The sequence below is a fragment of the Pseudomonas sp. MSSRFD41 genome (assembly GCF_014230245.1).
In the GTDB taxonomy this organism is placed as follows: domain Bacteria; phylum Pseudomonadota; class Gammaproteobacteria; order Pseudomonadales; family Pseudomonadaceae; genus Aquipseudomonas; species Aquipseudomonas piscis.
The window spans coordinates 260234-280149 of the sequence record NZ_JACKZK010000004.1 but is presented as its reverse complement, the minus strand read 5'-3'; the positions used below and the strand labels follow the sequence as shown (position 1 = coordinate 280149).

General features: G+C 63.3%; 15 protein-coding genes. 10 read left to right on the top strand and 5 right to left on the bottom strand.

Features of this window, described 5'->3' with window-relative positions:
• The first annotated feature begins 43 nt into the window (after window positions 1-43).
• The 3 genes from H7A76_RS10140 (at window position 44) to H7A76_RS10130 (ending at window position 2902) form a co-directional block, all read left to right on the top strand.
• Entirely contained in the window at window positions 44-1897 is a 1854-nt protein-coding gene (locus H7A76_RS10140; protein ID WP_185698355.1) for a DUF4105 domain-containing protein, read from the top strand.
• Window positions 1898-1996: 99 nt separating this feature from the next.
• Window positions 1997-2353, top strand: coding sequence for a hypothetical protein (locus H7A76_RS10135; RefSeq protein ID WP_185698354.1), 357 nt, complete (start codon window positions 1997-1999; stop codon window positions 2351-2353).
• A 69-nt stretch (window positions 2354-2422) separates the two neighbouring features.
• A complete protein-coding gene (locus H7A76_RS10130) occupies window positions 2423-2902 on the top strand; it encodes a GreA/GreB family elongation factor (RefSeq protein WP_185698353.1) in 480 nt (159 codons plus the stop codon).
• Window positions 2903-2908: 6 nt separating this feature from the next.
• Here the strand turns inward: H7A76_RS10130 and gdhA are convergent, their stop codons facing one another.
• Window positions 2909-4246, bottom strand: a complete 1338-nt coding sequence (gdhA, locus tag H7A76_RS10125) for an NADP-specific glutamate dehydrogenase (RefSeq protein ID WP_022641106.1) — start codon at window positions 4244-4246, stop codon at window positions 2909-2911.
• Between the two features lie 290 nt (window positions 4247-4536).
• Window positions 4537-6201 (bottom strand): energy-dependent translational throttle protein EttA, encoded by a 1665-nt coding sequence (gene ettA, locus H7A76_RS10120; protein WP_185698352.1) that lies wholly within the window; start codon window positions 6199-6201, stop codon window positions 4537-4539.
• Window positions 6202-6551: 350 nt separating this feature from the next.
• Here ettA and H7A76_RS10115 point away from each other — a divergent pair, with 350 nt between their 5' ends.
• The 7 genes from H7A76_RS10115 to H7A76_RS10085 all read left to right on the top strand — a co-directional run bounded on the left by H7A76_RS10115 (window position 6552) and on the right by H7A76_RS10085 (window position 16504).
• Window positions 6552-7190, top strand: a complete 639-nt coding sequence (locus H7A76_RS10115) for an alanyl-tRNA editing protein (protein ID WP_185698351.1) — start codon at window positions 6552-6554, stop codon at window positions 7188-7190.
• A 47-nt stretch (window positions 7191-7237) separates the two neighbouring features.
• The gene (locus H7A76_RS10110) at window positions 7238-7849 is read left to right on the top strand and encodes a LysE family translocator (protein ID WP_185698350.1); all 612 of its coding nucleotides are present in this window, start codon (window positions 7238-7240) and stop codon (window positions 7847-7849) included.
• Window positions 7850-7961: 112 nt separating this feature from the next.
• A complete protein-coding gene (locus tag H7A76_RS10105) occupies window positions 7962-11810 on the top strand; it encodes a bifunctional diguanylate cyclase/phosphodiesterase (RefSeq protein ID WP_185698349.1) in 3849 nt (1282 codons plus the stop codon).
• Between the two features lie 174 nt (window positions 11811-11984).
• Window positions 11985-13238: a serine hydroxymethyltransferase gene (glyA, locus tag H7A76_RS10100; RefSeq protein WP_185698348.1), complete on the top strand. Its 1254-nt coding sequence runs from the start codon at window positions 11985-11987 to the stop codon at window positions 13236-13238.
• Window positions 13239-13591: 353 nt separating this feature from the next.
• Window positions 13592-14902: a C4-dicarboxylate transporter DctA gene (locus H7A76_RS10095; RefSeq protein WP_185698347.1), complete on the top strand. Its 1311-nt coding sequence runs from the start codon at window positions 13592-13594 to the stop codon at window positions 14900-14902.
• A 75-nt stretch (window positions 14903-14977) separates the two neighbouring features.
• Complete coding sequence (locus H7A76_RS10090; protein WP_185698346.1) at window positions 14978-15691, top strand: FadR/GntR family transcriptional regulator; 714 nt, start codon at window positions 14978-14980, stop codon at window positions 15689-15691.
• A 36-nt stretch (window positions 15692-15727) separates the two neighbouring features.
• Window positions 15728-16504 (top strand): GntR family transcriptional regulator, encoded by a 777-nt coding sequence (locus H7A76_RS10085; RefSeq protein ID WP_185698345.1) that lies wholly within the window; start codon window positions 15728-15730, stop codon window positions 16502-16504.
• On the opposite strand, the gene yjiA is transcribed toward H7A76_RS10085, so the two are convergent.
• From yjiA to H7A76_RS10070, 3 genes are all read right to left on the bottom strand, one after another.
• Window positions 16440-17426: a GTPase gene (gene yjiA, locus H7A76_RS10080; protein WP_409297375.1), complete on the bottom strand. Its 987-nt coding sequence runs from the start codon at window positions 17424-17426 to the stop codon at window positions 16440-16442. The two genes, H7A76_RS10085 and yjiA, sit on opposite strands and share 65 nt — an antisense overlap.
• A 101-nt stretch (window positions 17427-17527) precedes the next feature.
• Window positions 17528-17725: a YbdD/YjiX family protein gene (locus tag H7A76_RS10075; protein ID WP_007937254.1), complete on the bottom strand. Its 198-nt coding sequence runs from the start codon at window positions 17723-17725 to the stop codon at window positions 17528-17530.
• 16 nt (window positions 17726-17741) lie between these two features.
• Window positions 17742-19808, bottom strand: a complete 2067-nt coding sequence (locus H7A76_RS10070) for a carbon starvation CstA family protein (protein ID WP_185698343.1) — start codon at window positions 19806-19808, stop codon at window positions 17742-17744.
• Window positions 19809-19916 lie beyond the last annotated feature (108 nt).

Below are 19916 nucleotides of genomic sequence, written 5' to 3'. Positions count from 1 at the left end.
TGCCCCTTCCGGGCTTTTGTATTTCCGACTCAAGTTGCCCACCATGCTCAAACGCCTTGCCTACCTGGCGCTCTGTGCCTGCGCCCCGCTGTACGCCGCGCCCCACATTGACTCACAACGTTTGCAGCAACTGGCCAACGATCCCTTCTGGATCTCCATCGGCCACTACGAGACCGCCAAGCTTGGCGGCTGGCGCAGCTACGTCAGCGATCCGCGCTTCTTCCTCGCCGCCGACGGCGCCCATCATCCCGATGCCGAGCTGAGCGCGACCCTCGATGCGCTCTATGCTCCGGCCAGCGTCGGCGAACGCCATGCCCAGTGCGTCTACCCGGCCCGCACCCGCTGGCTCAAGGCCCAGCTGGGGCTCAACGACCTGCCTGCGGTCCAGTGCAACGAGTTCAGCCAATGGTTCAAGGACGTCGCCCCCCACAGCACGGTGATGATCTTCCCGGCGGCCTACCTCAACAGCCCTTCGTCGATGTTCGGCCACACCCTGCTGCGTATCGACCAGGCAGACGTGCAGAGCAACCACACGGCCCTGCTCAGCTACGCGATCAACTTCGGCGCCTATATCGAAGGTTCGGACAACAGCATCCTCTATGCCTGGAAAGGCCTGATGGGCGGCTATCCCGGGCTGTTTGCCCTGGTCCCCTATCAGGAGAAGCTGGCGGAGTACCGCAGCCTGGAGAACCGCGACCTGTGGGAGTACCGGCTGAACCTGACCCAGGAAGAAACCGAGCGCATGGTGGAGCATGTCTGGGAACTGAAGCAGATCAAGTTCGACTACTTCTTCTTCGACGAAAACTGCTCCTACCGCTTGCTGGAACTGCTCCAGGTCGCCCGCCCGAGCCTGCGCCTGACCGGCCAGTTCCCGCTCACCGCGATCCCCACCGACACGGTCAAGGCTGTCAAGGACGCCGGGCTGGTGGAGCGCATCGACTACCGTCCGTCCCGCGAGCGCGAGCTGCTCAGCCGCGCCCAGCCCTTGAGCCATGAAGAACAGCAATGGGTGCTCAAGGTCAGCGCCGACCAGAAACAATTGCAAGACCCCGGGTTCAAGGCCCTGCCCCGGGATCGCCAGGCCCTGGTCGTCGATGCGGCCTACCGCCTGGAGCGCTATCGGGCCAACGGCCTGGAGCGCGACGCCGAACGTTCGCAGCGCAGCTTCGAGCTGCTCAAGGCCATCAACCAGAACCCGGCGCCCGAGCTGCAGATCCAACGCCCGGGCCTGCCGGAAGACGGCCACCAGTCGCGAACCTGGCAGCTTGGCGTCGGCACGCGGGAGGACAAGGCCTTCGCCGAATACGGCCTGCGCATGGCCTATCACGATCTCAACGACAACGCCGAAGGTTTCCCCCTCGGGGCGCAGATCGAGATCCTGCAGATGAAACTGCGCCAGTACGAAGGCAACCGCTGGCAGTTGCAACAGCTGGACCTGGCGACCATCCGCTCCCTGACCCCACGCAACGAGCTGCTGCAGCCGTGGTCCTGGCAAGTCACCGGCGGCCTGGAGCGAGTACCGGGCAAGCATGACGACGAAACCCTGGTCAGCCACGTCAATGGCGGTGCCGGCGGCACCTGGCAATTGGGCGAGGACACCCTGGGCTTTGCGCTGGGCACGGTTCGGGTGGAACACAATGCCGACTTCGCCGGCTTCATCGCTCCGGCGGCCGGCTTCGATTCCGGCATCCTCTGGAAAAACCCCTTGGGCAATTTCAGCCTCGAAGCCAAGGGCGACTACTTCACCAACGGCGAAGTGCGCCGCAGCCTGAGCCTCAACCAGCAATGGGAGCTGTCACGCAACCTGGGCCTGCGCCTGAGCGCCCAGCGCGAGTTCAGCCAGCTGGCCAGCCCGGTCAATGAAGTCATGCTCGAACTCAAGTGGTACCACTATTAACGGCAGCTGCTAGCGTCAAGCGCCTAGCGACAAGGTTTTCACGCGTCGCCGACAAATGCCCTTCTAGACTTCACTCATGTGAAGTCTGGGAGCTCCTCGATGTGGCGTTACGCTTGGGCATTGCTGGCACTGGCCCTGATCGGTGGTTGTGAGTCGAACCACGAGTATTTGCTCAAGCAGGGTTATCCACCGGCCTTTGCCGATGGTTTCGACGACGGCTGTGTCAGTGGCCGACAGGCAGCCGGCTCCATCAGTGGAGAGTTTCGCAAGGACGTCCCCCGCTATCTCAAGGATGCGCAATACACCGAGGGCTGGAGCGACGGCTTTCGCCAGTGCCAGGCCATGCTGGAGAACCAGGACCGCGAACAGTATCGCCAGCGCCACTGGGATGAGCGTGAGCGGGCCTGGCAGCAGGAGAAGGATCGCGATGCCGCCCGAGCCTATCGTTCGCAATAGGTCGCTTTCAGGCATTGCTCCAGGCCTGGGACCTGCCACCATGGCCAACCCCAACCAGGGAGAACCGCCATGAGTCGTGCTTTCGTCAACGAAGACCAGGCCGCCGCCCAAGCCGCACAGCCGGTGGAGCGCCAGGTCAGCAGCCAGCCCAACTACGTTACGCCACAGGGGCTGGTGGAGCTGCAGGACAGGGTTGCGCAGCTACAGCAGCAGCGCGGATTGCAAGATGCCGGCGATCCCCAGCGCCTGGCGGAGCTGGAACGGGACCTGCGCTACTTCACCCAGCGCCTGCACAGCGCCCAGGTGGTACAAGCGAGCGCCAGCGACCGGGTACAGATCGGCAGCCGGGTGACTTATGTGGACGAAGCAGGCGACCCAAAGAGTGTGCAACTGGTCGGCGAGGACCAGGCCGATGTCGCCAGGGGCCTGGTGAACTGGGCCTCGCCCCTGGGCCGCGCCTTGCTGGGCGCGCGTCTCGGGGACGAGGTCTGGTGGCAGCGGCCGGCGGGCGACCGCTTGATCGAGGTCATCGGCATCGAACCGGCCTGAACCGATTCAGACCACGCCCTGGGCCAGCATGGCATCGGCCACCTTGACGAACCCGGCGATGTTGGCGCCCTTGACGTAGTTGATCCGGCCGTTTTCTTCACCGTAGTGCACGCAGGCATGGTGGATCGACTGCATGATGGCGTGCAGCTTGCTGTCCACTTCGCCGGCGGTCCACAGCAGGCGCATGGCGTTCTGCGACATTTCCAGCCCGCTCACCGCCACCCCACCAGCGTTGGAGGCCTTGCCCGGGGCGAACAGGATGCCAGCGTCGATGAAGATATCCACAGCCTCCAGGGTAGTGGGCATGTTGGCGCCCTCGGCGACACAGATGCAGCCATTGCGCAGCAGCGTGCGGGCCGCCTCGGCGTCCAGCTCGTTCTGGGTGGCACAAGGCAGTGCGATATCGCAAGGCAGGTCCCATGGTGTCTTGCCGGCACGGAACTCCAGGCCGAAGCGGCTGGCCAGCTCGCTGATGCGCCCACGCTGGACGTTCTTGAGCTCCAGCACCGCTTGCCATTGCTCTTCGCTCAGGCCGGACTCGCAGTACAGGGTGCCTTCGGAGTCCGACAACGAGATCACCTTGCCCCCCAGGTCCATGACCTTGCGGGCAGCGTATTGCGCCACGTTGCCGGAGCCGGAGATCGCCACGCGCTTGCCTTCGACCCGGTCGTCACGCCGCTTGAGCATTTCCTCGGCGAAGTACACGCAGCCAAAGCCCGTGGCCTCCGGGCGAATCAGGCTGCCGCCGTAACTCATGCCCTTGCCGGTGAGCACCGAGGTGAACTGGTTGCTCAGGCGCTTGTACTGGCCGAACAGGAAGCCGATTTCCCGGGCACCGACACCGATATCCCCGGCCGGCACGTCCACGTCCGCACCGATGTGCCGGTACAGCTCGCTCATGAAGGCCTGGCAGAAGCGCATGACTTCGGCATCGCTCTTGCCCTTGGGGTTGAAGTCCGAGCCACCCTTGCCGCCGCCCATGGGCAGGGAAGTGAGGGAGTTCTTGAAGGTCTGCTCGAAAGCCAGGAACTTCAGCACGCCCATGTTCACCGACGGATGGAAGCGCAGGCCGCCCTTGTAGGGACCGATGGCGCTGTTCATCTGGATGCGGAAACCACGGTTGACCCGGACCTTGCCCTGGTCGTCGACCCAGGACACACGAAACACCACGGCACGTTCCGGCTCGCAAATCCGTTCGAGAATCCCGGACTCCAGGTAATGCGGGTTGGCTTCCAGAAACGGCCATAGGCTACGCAGCACCTCTTCCACCGCCTGGTGGAATTCTGGCTGGTCCGGATCGCGCTTTTTCAGGCGGGCGAGGAAGTCTTCGACGGATTCGATCATGGAAAGTCTCGGCGGATTTATTGTCGTTAAGGGGGAGATTTGCCAGGGACTTTAGCAATTCAATCTGCACTGGGACAGAGCAAAATGTCGCAGTTATGAATTTAAATGGTGCAAAAAATATAAATAGACCCAACCTTCAGGCCTCATACGCACTGGATTGGTGACAAAACGCCGCAGCTTTGCACTCACTTTGAACGTCCTCCAAAACCGGCAAATTAGCCCGCCGATCAGTTCTCCAGGCATAAAAAACGGAGCCCAGTGGGCTCCGTTCGTTTCCAGCAGCGAGCCGATCAGGCCAGCTTCTTGTGCCGTACACGGTGCGGTTGCGCCGCGGCTTCGCCCAGGCGCTTCTTGCGGTCGGCTTCGTACTCGGTGTAGTTGCCTTCGAAGAATACCGCCTGGGAATCGTCCTCGTAGGCCAGGATGTGGGTGGCCACGCGGTCCAGGAACCAGCGATCGTGGGAAATCACGATGGCGGCGCCAGGGAAGTCCAGCAGGGCTTCCTCCAGGGAACGCAGGGTCTCGACGTCGAGGTCGTTGGACGGTTCGTCGAGCAGCAGGACGTTGCCGCCCTCCTTCAGGGTCAGGGCCAGGTGCAGGCGGCCACGTTCACCGCCGGAGAGGTCCTTGACGAACTTCTGCTGGTCGCCGCCCTTGAAGTTGAAGCGGCCGACATAGGTGCGCGACGGGATCTCGTAGTTGCCGATGCGGATCTGGTCGGAACCGTCGGAAATCTGCTGGAACACGGTCTTGCTGCCATCCAGGTCCTCGCGGCTCTGGTCCACACAGGCCAGTTGCACGGTTTCGCCGATCTCGATGCTGCCCGAGTCCGGCTGCTCCTTGCCCATGATCATGCGGAACAGGGTCGATTTACCGGCGCCGTTACCGCCGATCACGCCGACGATGGCGCCCTTGGGCATGGAGAACGACAGGTTGTCGATCAGCACGCGGTCGCCATAACCCTTGGTGACGTTCTTGAACTCGATGACCTTGTCGCCCAGGCGCGGACCGGCCGGAATGTAGATCTCGTTGGTCTCGCTGCGCTTCTGGAATTCCTGGGACTGCATTTCCTCGAAACGCTGCAGGCGGGCCTTGGACTTGGACTGGCGGGCCTTGGCGCCTTTGCGCACCCATTCCAGCTCTTCCTTCATGGCCTTCTCGTGGGCCGACTGCTGCTTGGATTCCTGGGCCAGGCGCGCCGACTTGGCCTCCAGCCAGCCGGAGTAGTTGCCTTCGTACGGGATGCCCGCGCCGCGGTCCAGTTCCAGGATCCAGCCGGCGACGTTGTCGAGGAAGTAACGGTCGTGAGTAATGGCTACCACGGTGCCCGGGAAGTCGTGCAGGAAGTGCTCCAGCCAGGCCACCGAGTCGGCGTCCAGGTGGTTGGTCGGTTCGTCGAGCAGCAGCATGTCGGGGGCCGATAGCAGCAGGCGGCACAGGGCCACGCGGCGTTTCTCGCCACCGGACAGGTGCTCGACGCGGGCGTCCCAGGCCGGCAGGCGCAGGGCATCGGCGGCGACTTCCAGCTGGCGCTCCAGGTTGTGGCCGTCGCTGGCCTGCAGGATGGCTTCCAGCTTGGCCTGCTCGGCGGCCAGCTTGTCGAAGTCGGCATCAGGGTCGGCGTAGGCGGCATAGACCTCGTCCAGGCGGGCCTGGGCGTCCTTGATCACGCTGACCGCCTCCTCGACCACCTCCCGCACGCTCTTGGTCGGGTCCAGCTGCGGCTCCTGGGGCAGGTAGCCGATGTTCAGCTCCGGCATCGGCCGTGCTTCACCTTCGAACTCGGTATCGACGCCAGCCATGATCTTCAGCAGCGTGGACTTACCCGAACCGTTGAGGCCCAGTACGCCGATCTTGGCTCCGGGGAAGAAGGACAGGGAGATGTTTTTCAGGATTTCCCGCTTCGGCGGAACGACCTTGCCCAGCCGATGCATGGTGAAAACGTATTGAGCCAAAATATGGACCTCGTGAAAAAGGTGAAAACAGGCCTGCTAAGCCTCGTGGTGCGATACACAGCACTCCCAACCTTCAAGGTTAACCTAACTGAGCGACGGCGGGCAGACCGCCGGGAGCTTCAGCCGCGCTTTTTCTTGCTGCAGCCCTTGTGGCACAAGGCCCCCGTCAATAGCCCGAGAACCTGTAGAAGCAAGACCTTGGTCACTCACAAACAAGGCCATGGGCAAGCTCGGGCATGAGCCTGCCATCGGGCCACTACCCGGCCGGCGGTCAGTTTTCCTCGAAAGCGCTCTTCAATGCTTCTACGCTACCTTTCGCCCCTCCCCATGGAACAAGACAGACAAGCCATATGGAACGTGCCTTCTGGAGTACTCCCTATCTCACCTCCCTGGATGCTCGCGTGCTGAGTATCGAAGGGTGCGACGTGACGATCAGCACGACGATCTTCTTCGCCGAATCCGGTGGCCAGGAGTCGGACCACGGCACCATCAACCGAATCGAGGTTGCCCAAGCCAGGGTGGTCGACGACCGGATCGTCTATCGCCTGGCAGCCGAGCCGGACTTCGCCGTGGGCGACCTGGTCAACGTGCGGATCGATTGGACCCGGCGCTATGCCCTGATGCACCTGCACTTCGCCGCCGAAATCGTCCTTGAGCTGTTCTACAAGAAATTTCCCGGGCTGGAGAAAGTCGGCGCCCACATCAGCCAGGACAAGGCTCGCATCGACTTTGTAATGGAGGACAACGTCAGCCAGTACTTCCCTGAGATCCTCGAGCAGGTCGAACGCTTGGTGGCCGCCGACCTGCCGATCGAAAGCCGCTTCACCAACGCCGAACATCTGCGCCGCTGCTGGCACATCGAGGGGTTCTCCCAGGTGCCCTGCGGCGGCACGCACCTGCGCAAGACCGGCGAAGTCGGACGGCTTCGCCTCAAGCGCAACAACATCGGGGCGCACAAGGAGCGCGTCGAGATCTATCTAGTGGACTAGCCAGCGCCTGTTGATCGTGGCCCGGCGTGTTTCAGGAGACCGCCTGCATGCTGAACATCATGTCTGCACTTGGATTGCTGCTGTTGATGCCGGGCCCGACCAACACGCTGTTGTTGCGCTCAGGCGTACTCAGCGGCTTCAGGCGTGCCTGGCCCTTGAGCCTGCTGGAATGCCTGGCCTACCTGCTGCAGATCTCCTTCTGGGGGTATCTGCTGGGACACATCGGTGATGGCGCCCCCTGGTGCCTGAAGCTGATGCAATTCGCTTCGGTCTGCTACCTGGCCAAGACCTCGTACCTGCTCTGGGGTCGGTCCGGCAACAGGCCGCAGGCCTCACCGGAAGGCCAGGTATCCCGACGGCATTTCTTCCTCCTGACCCTGATCAATCCCAAGGGCTTGCTGGTGGTGTCATTCATCGTCCCACTGCAGACGTTCGCCGACGCCGAGCTCTACCTGCATTTCGTCTTGCAGTTCACCACGGTGGTGATCCCTGTGGGCTGCGCCTGGGTGCTGTTCGGCGCCCGGATCAAGCGCAGTGGCCATGCCTGGCTGACACCCCACGCCATCAATCGCACGGCCTCGGTGGTGATCTGCTGCTTCGCCGTAGCCATTCTTTCGCGGCTGGCGAATTCCCTGCTCGAGAGCGGGCTGACCCTCTAGTCGGCCAGACGGGTCTGGCACTTTGCCACAACTCAAGGCATGCTAGCCGCCCTTCGGGCGTCCGGCTTATAGTGCACGTCGCGCCAGCCCAGCCAAACCGCAGGATCAAAGCTTGTCCAACGTTACTTCGCCACAGCCAGCGCGCGCTAAAGCCCCTGTGTCGGCCCCTCCTTTGCGCGGCACCCTCAAAGGCGCATTGGCGACCCTGGTGCTACTGCTCCTGGCCCTGCTGTTCTGGCAGTTGCTCGACCAACTGCAACAGGCTCGCCGCGACCAGCGCCAGCATGCCATCGACTACAGTGCCGACCTCGCCGACCACCTGAGCCTGAACCTGGCGCTCAATGCGCAAATCGCCCTCAACCTGCTGCCAATCGTCGAAGTCCCCCAGAACAGCCAGCAACAACAGCAACTGCTGGAGAAACTCCAGCGCTCCCTGCCGGATGTACGCAGCTTCGCCCTGCTCGATGCCCAGGGCGCAATCATCAGCGATACCGCCGAGGGCAGCCAGGATGCCGTATGGCTCGCCGAGCTGGTGCAGCGCAGCCGCTCGCAGCGCTTCTACTACAGCAACCCCGCCGACGGCTCGGTGGTGCACGTACTGCTGCACCAGGCCAGCGGCTCGACCCGTGGCTACTGGGTCCTGCGGATGGCGCCAAGCTTCCTGCAGAGCCTGGTGCGCCAGAGCGAGGACAGCTTCAAGCCCAGCTGGGTGATCGAGAACCGCCTGAGCCGCCAGGTGATCAAGCGTGACGAGCGCAGCACCCCGACCCCGGGCATGCTCAACCCCGACGAAATGGCCAGCAGCGTGCTGCTGTCGCCCCTGGGCAACAGCGACTGGCAACTGCGCGGCTTGTTCGACCAGCGCGCGGTACTCGAGGAACTGCTGCCGGCCTTCATCGGCAAGTGCCTGCTGGGGCTGGCCTTTTCCCTGCTGCCGGTGATCGCCCTCCTCAACATCCGCCGACGCCAGCGCCAACTGCACGAAGGCCGGCGCCGCTACCAGGACATTTTCGAGGGCACTGGCGTGGCCCTCTGCGTGCTGGACATCTCCGGTCTGCCAAGCCTGCTGGAGAAACACCACCTGCATTCGCTCAACCAGCTCAAGCGCTGGCAGGACGGCCATCCGGAGCAGTACCGCCAATTGCTCCAGGAACTGCGCATCACCGAAGTCAACCAGGTCGCCCTGAGCTTGCTCAACGTCCAGTCCGGCGACGAGGCCTGGCAATTGCTGATCGAAGGCAGCCCGAACCCCGGCAGCGCCATCGGCGGCCAGCTGCTCGAAGCGCTGGTCAATCAGCACAAGCAGCTGGAACTGGAAATCAAGCTCAGCGATGCCCAGGGCAACGACCAGCACCTATGGCTGGTGATGCGCCTGCCGGAACAACCCGACGACTTCAGGGCGGTGATCCTCAGCATCAGCGATATCACCAGTCGCAAGCTGATCGAACTGTCGCTGCTGGAGCGCGAGGGTTTCTGGTCGGACGTGGTGCGGACCGTGCCCGATCACCTGTACGTGCAGGATGTGATCAGCCAGCGGATGATCTTCAGCAACCACCATCTCGGGCAGACCCTGGGCTACAACCAGACCGAACTGCAGCAGATGGGCGAGTACTTCTGGGAGATCCTGCTCCACCCCGAGGACGCCGACCTTTATCACCAACTGCGCCAGGACCAGCGGCATTCCGGGTATGCCCAGCTCCTGCAGTGCCAGTTGCGCTTCCGCCATCGCAGCGGCCAATGGCGGCGCTTCGAAATCCGCGAACAGGCCCTGGCCCGTGATCGCTACGACCAGGTGACGCGCATCATCGGCGTGGCCAAGGACATCACCGACCAGATCGAGGCCAGCGAGTCCCTGCGCGACAGCGAACAGCGCTACCGCATGCTCGCCGAAAGCATCAGCGACGTGATCTTCTCCACCGACAACAAGCTCTCGCTGAACTACGTCAGCCCATCGGTGCAGTCGGTGCTCGGCTACGACGTGGAGTGGGTGTTCCAGAACGGCTGGCAGTCGACCATCGCCAACCCGCAGCAGTTGACCGGCATCTATGTGCTGATGGACCGGGTCAGCAAGGCCCTGGACAAGCCCGAGCAACTGGCACAATTGCGCAGCCAGGTGCAGACCCAGCTGTTCCTGTTCGACTGCCTGCGGGCCGATGGCCGCAAGATCCCCATCGAACTGCGCCTGGTGCTGGTCTGGGACGAACACGGTGCCTTCGAAGGCGTGCTCGGGGTCGGCCGCGATATCAGCCAGCAACGCCGGGCGGAAAAAGACCTGCGCATGGCGGCCACGGTATTCGAGCACTCGACCTCGGCGATTCTCATCACCGACCCGGCAGGCTACATCGTGCAGGCCAACGAGGCCTTCAGCCGGGTCAGCGGCTACGCCGTATCCCAAGTGCTGGACCAACTGCCGAACATGCTCACCGTGGATGAACAGCAGGAAGCCCACCTGCGCTACGTGATCAAGCAGTTGAACCAGCACAGCACCTGGGAAGGCGAGGTCTGGCTCAAGCGTCGCAATGGCGAGCACTATCCAGCCTGGGTCGGGATCACCGCGGTGCTCGACGACGAAGGCGACCTGGCCAGCTACGTGTGCTTCTTCAGCGACATCAGCGAACGCAAGGCCAGCGAACAACGGATCCACCGCCTGGCCTACTACGATGCCCTGACCCACCTGCCCAACCGCACACTGTTCCAGGACCGCCTGCACACCGCGCTGCAATCGGCGGAACGGCAGAAGTCCTGGGTGGTGCTGATGTTCCTCGACCTCGATCGCTTCAAGCCGATCAACGACTCCCTGGGCCATGCTGCCGGCGACCGCATGCTCAAGGAGATGGCCGTCCGCCTGCTGGGTTGCGTCGACGATGACGATACCGTGGCGCGGATGGGCGGCGACGAGTTCACCCTGCTGCTGCAACCGCGCGCCAGTCGGGAAATTGCCCTGAACCGGGCGATCCACGTCGCCGAGCAGATCCTCGCCAGCCTGGTCAAACCTTTCGTCCTCGAAGGCCGGGAATTCTTCGTCACCGCCAGTATCGGCATCGCCCTGAGCCCCCAGGACGGCAACGAACTGAGCCAGTTGATGAAGAACGCCGACACCGCGATGTACCACGCCAAGGAACGCGGCAAGAACAACTTCCAGTTCTACCAGGCGGACATGAACGCCAGTGCCCTGGAACGCCTGGAACTGGAAAGCGACCTGCGCCATGCCCTGGAGCAGCAGGAGTTCGTGCTCTACTACCAACCGCAGTTCAGCGGCGACGGCAAGCGCCTGACCGGGGCCGAGGCCCTGCTGCGCTGGCGCCATCCACGCCGCGGCCTGGTGCCGCCGGGCGACTTCATTCCGGTGTTGGAAGAACTGGGGCTGGTGGTGGATGTCGGCGATTGGGTGATCAGCGAAGCCTGTCGCCAACTCAAGGCCTGGCACGTGGCCAAGGTGCGGGTACCGAAGGTTTCGGTGAACATTTCGGCCCGACAATTCTCCGACGGCCAGCTGGGCATGCGCATTGCCACCATTCTCCGGGACACCGGCCTGCCGCCGGCATGCCTGGAGCTGGAGTTGACCGAAAGCATCCTGATGCGCGAGGTCAGCGAAGCGATGCAGATACTCGACGGCCTGAAGAACCTGGGGCTGAGCATCGCGGTGGACGACTTCGGCACTGGCTACTCGTCACTGAACTACCTCAAGCAGTTCCCCATCGACGTGCTGAAGATCGACCGCACCTTCGTCGACGGCCTGCCGTCCGGCGAGCAGGACGCGCAGATCGCCCGCGCCATCATCGCCATGGCCCACAGCCTGAACCTGGCGGTGATCGCCGAAGGGGTGGAGACCCACGAACAGCTGGACTTCCTGCGCGAACACGGCTGCGACGAGGTCCAGGGCTACCTGTTCGGGCGGCCGATGCCGGCCAACCGTTTCGAAGCGCAATTCAGCAACGACGCCTTGTTCATGTTCGACTAGAAGCAGCGGCAGGCTTCAAGCAGACAAGCTGCAAGAGAAAAGCGATCCGCTTCAGCTTGCAGCCCGTCACTTGAAGCTGTTTTGCGTGCGACATGATGTCCTTTCATATGCCATCCAAAACCCATTGGGTTAGAATGCTTGCCTTTTCTGCCCCCCCGATCCTTGAGGACCGCCATGTTCAGCCGTGATTTGACTATTGCCAAGTACGACGCCGATCTCTTTGCCGCCATGGAGCAAGAAGCTCAGCGCCAGGAAGAGCACATTGAGCTGATCGCTTCGGAAAACTACACCAGCCCAGCGGTGATGGAAGCTCAAGGCTCGGTACTGACCAACAAGTACGCCGAAGGCTACCCAGGCAAGCGCTACTACGGTGGTTGCGAGTACGTCGACGTGGTCGAGCAGCTTGCAATCGATCGCGCCAAGGAACTGTTCGGCGCCGACTACGCCAACGTCCAGCCCCACGCCGGCTCCCAGGCCAACGCCGCGGTCTACCTGGCCCTGCTGCAAGGCGGCGACACCATCCTGGGCATGAGCCTGGCCCACGGCGGCCACCTGACCCACGGTGCGGCCGTTTCCTCCTCCGGCAAGCTGTATAACGCCGTGCAGTACGGCATCGACGCCAACGGCCTGATCGACTACGACGAAGTCGAGCGCCTGGCGGTCGAGCACAAGCCGAAAATGATCGTCGCCGGTTTCTCCGCCTACTCGCAGATCCTGGACTTCCCACGCTTTCGCGAAATCGCCGACAAGGTCGGTGCCTACCTGTTCGTCGACATGGCCCACGTGGCCGGCCTGGTAGCCGCTGGCGTATACCCGAACCCGGTGCCATTCGCCGACGTGGTCACCACCACTACCCACAAGACCCTGCGTGGTCCACGTGGCGGCCTGATCCTGGCTCGCGCCAACGCCGACATCGAGAAGAAGCTCAACTCCGCCGTATTCCCTGGCGCCCAGGGCGGCCCGCTGGAGCACGTGATCGCCGCCAAGGCCATCTGCTTCAAGGAAGCCCTGCAACCTGAGTTCAAGGCCTACCAGCAGCAAGTGGTGAAGAACGCCCAGGCCATGGCCGAAGTGTTCATCGAGCGCGGTTTCGACGTGGTTTCCGGCGGTACCCAGAACCACCTGTTCCTGCTGTCCCTGATCAAGCAGGACATCTCCGGTAAGGACGCCGACGCCGCTCTGGGCAAGGCCTTCATCACCGTGAACAAGAACTCGGTGCCAAACGACCCACGCTCGCCGTTCGTCACCTCGGGCCTGCGCTTCGGTACTCCAGCCGTGACCACCCGCGGCTTCAAGGAAGCCGAGTGCCGCGAGCTGGCCGGCTGGATCTGCGACATCCTGGCAGACCTGAACAACGAAGCGGTGATCGACGCCGTACGCGAGAAGGTCAAGGCCATCTGCAAGAAGCTGCCGGTGTACGGCGCTTAATCGGCACCGCACCGCAATAGAAAAGCCCGGCCTGGCGCCGGGCTTTTTCATGTCCCCAAAAAACTCCCTCTAGCAGCTACTGCAAGCGGCGACGCGCCCCGCAGGAACCTCCAAGGCTCTGCGACGGCCCTTGCACGTCCCCCGAATACCACAAGACCGAAAGCCTGGATCGGCAGCACAAAACCACTGGTCAGACCGGTAAAGCCAATTTGCCCGATTCCTCTTGTAAACCCAAAAAACCCGGGCGTAGACTGCGCCTGCACTGGACAAACCGGTAAGACCACAATAATTAAGTCCGTCATCCGCCGCGTCTCGAATGCCCGGCAGGCCGGACACCGACCAGGATTCCTCCCATGCTCAAATGGTGCTCGCGTTCGATCTTCCTCCAAGTGGTGCTCGGGCTGTTGCTCGGCATCGTGTGCGGTCTCACCCTCCCCGAATACTCCTCGCAACTCAAACCCCTGGGCGATGCCTTCATCAAGCTGATCAAGATGCTCATCGGCCTCATCGTGTTCTGCGTGGTGGTCAGCGGCATCTGCGGCGCCGGCGACCTGAAGAAGGTCGGCCGCATCGGCCTGAAATCGGTGATCTACTTCGAAATCCTAACCACCCTGGCCCTGGTCATCGGCCTGGTCATGGCCTTCAGCACCGGCATCGGCAGCGGCGCCAACATCCACCTGGAGCAGCTGTCTTCCGCTGACATGGGCGACATCGCCCAGCGCAGCGAGCATATGCACACCACCAGCCAGTTCCTCATGGGCCTGATCCCCTCCTCGGTGCTCGGTGCCTTCGCCGAGAACAACATCCTCCAGGTGCTGCTGTTCTCGGTACTGTTCGGTAGCGCGCTGAACCTGGTGGGCGAAGCGGCCTCCGGGATCTCGCGCTTGATCAACGAACTGAGCCACGTGATCTTCCGCATCATGGGCATGATCGTCCACCTGGCGCCCATCGGGGTGTTCGGCGCCATTGCCTTCACGACCAGCAAGTACGGCCTGGACTCGCTACAGCACCTGGGCAGCCTGGTGGGCGTGTTCTACCTGACCTGCAGCGCTTTCGTCGCGCTGATCCTGGGCCTGGTGATGCGCCTGTCGGGCCTGCGCATGCTGCCTTTGCTCAAGTACCTGCGCGAGGAGTTGCTGATCGTGCTCGGCACCGCCTCTTCGGACGCGGTACTGCCACAGGTCATGCGTAAGCTGGAACACTTGGGGATCGGCAGTTCCACCGTGGGCCTGGTGATTCCTACCGGTTATTCGTTCAACCTCGACGGTTTCTCCATCTACCTGACCCTGGCTATCGTCTTCATCGCCAATGCCACCGGCACGCCGCTGTCCATGGCAGACCTGCTGACCATCCTGCTGGTATCGCTGATCACCTCCAAGGGTGCCCACGGCATTCCCGGTTCGGCCTTGGTGATCCTGGCGGCGACCCTGACCGCGATCCCGGCGATCCCGGTGGTGGGCCTGGTCCTGGTGCTGGCGGTGGACTGGTTCATGGGCATCGGCCGGGCCCTGACCAACCTGATCGGCAATTGCGTGGCTACGGTCGCCATCGCCCGCTGGGAACAGGACATCGATCTACAGCGGGCCGGCAAGGTGCTCAGCGGCCAGCAAGGCTATGGTTTCCAGGCCCGCAAGGCTGCGAGCGGGAGCCAGCAGGAATTCTGATCCATCCTTGTGCCGGCCCGCGCCAGGCACAGCAATCAGCGCGCGACAACGCGCGCCCCTTACATGGAGTCGACAGTGATCAGCTCGTCAACGGTTGTGAACTCAGTGGTAGAAAAGCTGCGGGCCGCCCTGGCCCGCGGCCAGTGGCGCTCCGGCGACATGCTGCCCGGACAGCGTGAACTGGCCGAACAGCTGGGGATCAGCCGGCCCAGCCTGCGTGAAGCGGTGATCGTCCTGGAAACCCTGGGCCTGGTGCGTTCCATGCCCGGCAAGGGCGTGCTGGTGCTCGAGGCCCCCCTGGACGAGCTCCAGGGCCCGGAAGCCACGCTGGCCGGCGCCAGCCTGGAGGACGTGTTGCAGCTGCGCTATACCCTGGAGCCCTTCATCGTCGGCCTGGTGGCGCAATCCATCAGCAGCCGGGAGATCGGCCAGCTACGCCTGACCCTGATGGACATGCGCGAAGCCCTGGAAGCCAGCGACGCCGAGGCCGGGGCCAATGCCTACATCGCTTTCCATGAAGAACTGTTCACCCTGACCAGCAACCCGATCTTCCAGAACGTGGTGCAGCAGACCAGCAACGCCCTCAGGCAGAGCGCGCGGATCCTGCGCGAATCTCCCCAGCACCTGGCCGAACGCCTGGAGGAAAACGAAGCGGTGGTCCGAGCGATCCGCAACCGCAACAGCGCCCAGGCCAGCGCCGAGATGCGCCGGCATATCCTCCAGGAGGGCCAGCGCATGGGCATCGAACTGAATATCCCGGACGACCACCTGGGCCCGGACGCCCGGTAACCCATCCCGTATCGGCAACTGGACCGGAGACCGGCCATGGCCAGCCACGCCCAGGAAAACCCTCGCTTCACCCCGCTGGCCAACCTGCATCGACGTGGTGCGAAGAAGCTGTTGGTAGACGATGTCTACCCGCAGATCTTCGATGCCATCCTCGAGCAGCGCATCGCCCCCGGCAGCCGCTTCACCGAGGACAGCCTGGGCCAGGCCTTTGGCATCAGCCGCAGTATCGTGCGTCAGGTACTGGCGCGCCTGTCCCACCAGCAGGTAGTGATCCTGCGGCCCAACCACCGGCCCCGGGTGGCGGCACCGGACCTGGAGCAGACCCGGCAGATCCTCCACGCCCGGCGCCTGGCGGAAATCGCCCTGGTGCGCCTGGCCTGCCAGCAGCCGCGCAAGCGCTTGCAGCCCTTGCACCAACTGGTCGCCCGCGAGCGCGAGGCCATCGAACGCGGCTGGCATGGCCCGGCCATCCGCCTGTCAGGGGAGTTCCACCTGCAACTGGCGCAACTGGCCGGCAATGCGCCCCTGGCCCACTTCCTCGGCAGCCTGGTGCCCCTGACCTCCCTGGCCATCGCCCAACTGGCGGGCCAGGCCTTGCAGCATTGCGCCTGGCAGGAACACGCCGCCATCGTCGACGCGTTGCAGGAGGCCAACGCCACGCTGGCCGAGGCGTTGATGCAGCAGCACCTGGAACACCTGCAACTGCTCTTGCTCAGGGGCCTGGAGGAGCAGGCTGCGCAACGCGGTGTCAGCCGGCCAGCATCCGCGCGAAGCCCTGGCGAATCTTCTCTTCCGGCAGGTCATCGGCGATGAACACCATCACGCTCTCGCGAACTTCGTCTGCAGCCCACTCGCTGTCCCAGTCGAAGCCGTAGAGCTTGAGCACGCCCTGGAACACCATGCGCCGGGGTTCGTCGATGACGTTCAGCACGCCCTTGTAGCGCAGCAACTGCTTGCCGTGCTCTTCCAGCAGCTCATTCATGAATTCGCTCAGGCGCGCAAGGTCCAGTGCCTGCTCGGTACGCAACACCAGGCTGGCGATGCGATCCACCGAAGGTGCCTTGCTCACCGGACGCAGGCTGATGCCGCCACCCAGGTCGGCATTGAGATTGAAGCCGCGCACATCCAGCAGCTGCGCCAGCTCGATATTGCCGTGATCCACCACATGGATCGGCGCCCGGCGGTTGATCCGCGTCAGGCGCTGGCAGAGGGCCTCGAAGCTGTCCTGGTCCACCAGGTCGCGCTTGCTCACCAGCAAGCGGTCGGCAAAGCCGATCTGCGCCTGGGCGATGGTCTGGGTCAGGTGGAACTCGGCGTGCCTGGCATCCACCAGGGTGATGATGCCGTCGAGGATATAGCGCTCGCGCAGCTCTTCATCGATAAAGAAGGTCTGCGCCACCGGCGCCGGATCCGCCAGGCCAGTGCACTCGATCACCAGCCGGTCGAAGGCGATCTCGCCGCTGTCCAGGCGCTCCAACAACAAGTACAGGGCCTTGCTCAGGTCGGTGTGGATGGTGCAGCAGACACAACCATTGGACAGGGTCATGACTTGAACCGGCTCGCTGCCCAGCAATTGGCTGTCGATACCGGCGTCGCTGAATTCATTTTCGATCACGGCGATCTTCAAGCCGTGCTCGGCCTTGAGCAGGTGGCGCAACAAGGTGGTCTTGCCGGCGCCGAGAAAACCGCTGAGAACGGTGACGGGAACAGGATTGTGCAAAACAGGGTCTCCCATGCCTGAAAACGCAGGAGCCGGCGGACCTGGCGATAGCGCTCCTTGGAACGCCATCGCCGGGCCCGCCGGCTCCTGCCGGGGTATTGCCTAAACGCAGTGCCTCAACAGCACTTCGGACCACCCTTGCCGCCGTAGCGTGCCTCCTGGCGTTCGCGGAAGAACGCCTCGTACGACATCACCGGCTTGTCCGGGTGCTTGGTTTGCATGTGTTCGACATAGTTGTCGTAGTCGGGCATGCCGACCATCAGGCGCGCGGCCTGACCGAGGTATTTACCGAGGCGACTCAGGTCATTGAACATCGTTGCAATCCTCGGGTCAGGCGTCCGGTACCGCCTGGTACGGCGATTCCTTGTCCGTGCGCTCCTTGCTGCCCCAGGCGGCGACGCCGACCTTGAGCGCGTAGAACAGGACACTGAATACCACCAGCAGGAACAGGCCGGTCAGGGCCGCGTTGGTATAGGCGTTGAAGATCACGTGCTGCATCTGCGTGATGTCCTTGGCCGGGGCGAGGATCTGGCCGTTGGCCAGGGCATCGCTGTACTTCTTGGCCAGGGACAGGAAGCCGATCGCCGGGTTGGCGTCGAACAGCTTGATGAAGCCCGCGGTGGTGGTGCAGATCAGCAGCCACACAGCTGGCAGCAGGGTGACCCAGATGTAGCGCTGGCGCTTCATCTTGATCAGGATCACGGTGCCGAGCATCAGGGCGATACCGGCCAGCATCTGGTTGGAGATGCCGAACAGCGGCCACAGGGTGTTGATACCACCCAGCGGATCGATCACGCCCTGGTACAGCAGGTAGCCCCAGAGGGCCACGCAACCGGCGGTGGCGATCAGGTTGGCGCCCCAGGATTCGGTGCGCTTGAGCGCGGGAACGAAGGAGCCCAGCAGGTCCTGGAGCATGAAGCGCCCGGCCCGGGTACCGGCATCCACTGCGGTAAGGATGAACAGCGCTTCGAACAGGATCGCGAAGTGGTACCAGAACGCCATGGTGTTCTCGCCCGGCAGCACATGATGGAGGATCTGCGCGATCCCCACCGCCAGGGTCGGGGCACCACCGGCACGGGCCAGGATGGTGTTCTCGCCGATGTCCTTGGCCACCGCCTGCAGTTGCTCGGGACTGATGACGAAGCCCCAACTGCTGACGGTCTGGGCGACCGCGGCCACGTCACCCCCGACGATGGCCGCCGGGCTGTTCATGGCGAAGTACACGCCAGGCTCGATCACCGAGGCCGCGACCATGGCCATGATCGCCACGAAGGACTCCATGAGCATGCCGCCGTAGCCGATGTAGCGAGCGTTGGTCTCGTTATCCAGCAGCTTGGGCGTGGTCCCCGAGGAGATCAGCGCATGGAAGCCGGATACCGCGCCACAGGCGATGGTGATGAACAGGAACGGGAACAGGCCGCCTTTCCACACCGGGCCGGTGCCGTCGGTGAACTGGGTCAGGGCCGGCATCTTCAGTTCGGGCATGGTGATCAGGATGCCGATCGCCAGGGCGATGATGGTGCCGATCTTGAGGAAGGTCGACAGGTAGTCCCGTGGCGCCAGGATCAGCCAGACCGGCAGCACCGCAGCGACGAAACCGTAGCCGATCAGCATCCAGGTGATCTGCACGCCGGTGAAGGTGAACATCTTGCTCCAGACCGGATCGGCCGCCACTTGGCCACCGAGCCAGATGGAAGCGAGCAGCAGGATCACGCCGATCAGCGAGATCTCGCCGATGCGACCCGGGCGGATGTAGCGCATGTACACGCCCATGAACACCGCGATCGGGATGGTCGCCATCACCGTGAAGATGCCCCAAGGGCTCTCGGCCAGGGCCTTGACCACGATCAGCGCCAGCACCGCGAGGATGATGATCATGATCAGGAAGCAGCCGAACAGGGCGATGGTCCCGGGAATGCGCCCCATCTCCTCGCGGACCATGTCGCCCAGGGAGCGACCGTTACGCCGGGTGGACAGGAACAGCACCATGAAGTCCTGCACCGCGCCGGCCAGGACCACACCGGCGATCAGCCACAGGGTACCGGGCAGGTAGCCCATCTGCGCCGCCAGGACCGGGCCCACCAGGGGACCTGCGCCAGCGATGGCCGCGAAGTGGTGGCCGAACAGGATGTGCTTGTTGGTCGGCACATAGTCCAGACCGTCATTGTTGAGTACGGCGGGGGTGGCGCGGCTCGAATCCAGCTGCATCACGTTGTTGGCGATGAACAGGCTGTAGTAGCGGTACGCCACTAGGTAGATGGCCACTGCCGCGACCACGATCCACAAGGCGTTGATCGCCTCCCCTCGACGCAATGCGACTACGCCCAGGGCGCATGCTCCTACGATTGCCAGCAGCAGCCAGGGCAGGTGGCGTAGCGGGCTATTATTGTTTTTCATTTTTATATTCCAGCCAGGTGGACAGAAAGATAGCGCTTGCGAGTGTAGCGCTACTCCACCCAAAGGCCAGCCCCCACATTGGTCTAGAGCATTCTTTCTCGCTGCGCG

Excerpts from the sequence above, each read along its gene's own strand:
- H7A76_RS10140 (WP_185698355.1), top strand. The coding sequence starts at position 44 with ATGCTCAAACGCCTTGCCTACCTGGCGCTCTGTGCCTGCGCCCCGCTG.
- H7A76_RS10135 (WP_185698354.1), top strand. The coding sequence starts at position 1,997 with ATGTGGCGTTACGCTTGGGCATTGCTGGCACTGGCCCTGATCGGTGGT.
- H7A76_RS10130 (WP_185698353.1), top strand. The coding sequence starts at position 2,423 with ATGAGTCGTGCTTTCGTCAACGAAGACCAGGCCGCCGCCCAAGCCGCA.
- gdhA (WP_022641106.1), bottom strand. The coding sequence starts at position 4,246 with ATGATCGAATCCGTCGAAGACTTCCTCGCCCGCCTGAAAAAGCGCGAT.
- H7A76_RS10115 (WP_185698351.1), top strand. The coding sequence starts at position 6,552 with ATGGAACGTGCCTTCTGGAGTACTCCCTATCTCACCTCCCTGGATGCT.
- H7A76_RS10110 (WP_185698350.1), top strand. The coding sequence starts at position 7,238 with ATGCTGAACATCATGTCTGCACTTGGATTGCTGCTGTTGATGCCGGGC.
- glyA (WP_185698348.1), top strand. The coding sequence starts at position 11,985 with ATGTTCAGCCGTGATTTGACTATTGCCAAGTACGACGCCGATCTCTTT.
- H7A76_RS10095 (WP_185698347.1), top strand. The coding sequence starts at position 13,592 with ATGCTCAAATGGTGCTCGCGTTCGATCTTCCTCCAAGTGGTGCTCGGG.
- H7A76_RS10085 (WP_185698345.1), top strand. The coding sequence starts at position 15,728 with ATGGCCAGCCACGCCCAGGAAAACCCTCGCTTCACCCCGCTGGCCAAC.
- yjiA (WP_409297375.1), bottom strand. The coding sequence starts at position 17,426 with ATGGGAGACCCTGTTTTGCACAATCCTGTTCCCGTCACCGTTCTCAGC.
- H7A76_RS10075 (WP_007937254.1), bottom strand. The coding sequence starts at position 17,725 with ATGTTCAATGACCTGAGTCGCCTCGGTAAATACCTCGGTCAGGCCGCG.
- H7A76_RS10070 (WP_185698343.1), bottom strand. The coding sequence starts at position 19,808 with ATGAAAAACAATAATAGCCCGCTACGCCACCTGCCCTGGCTGCTGCTG.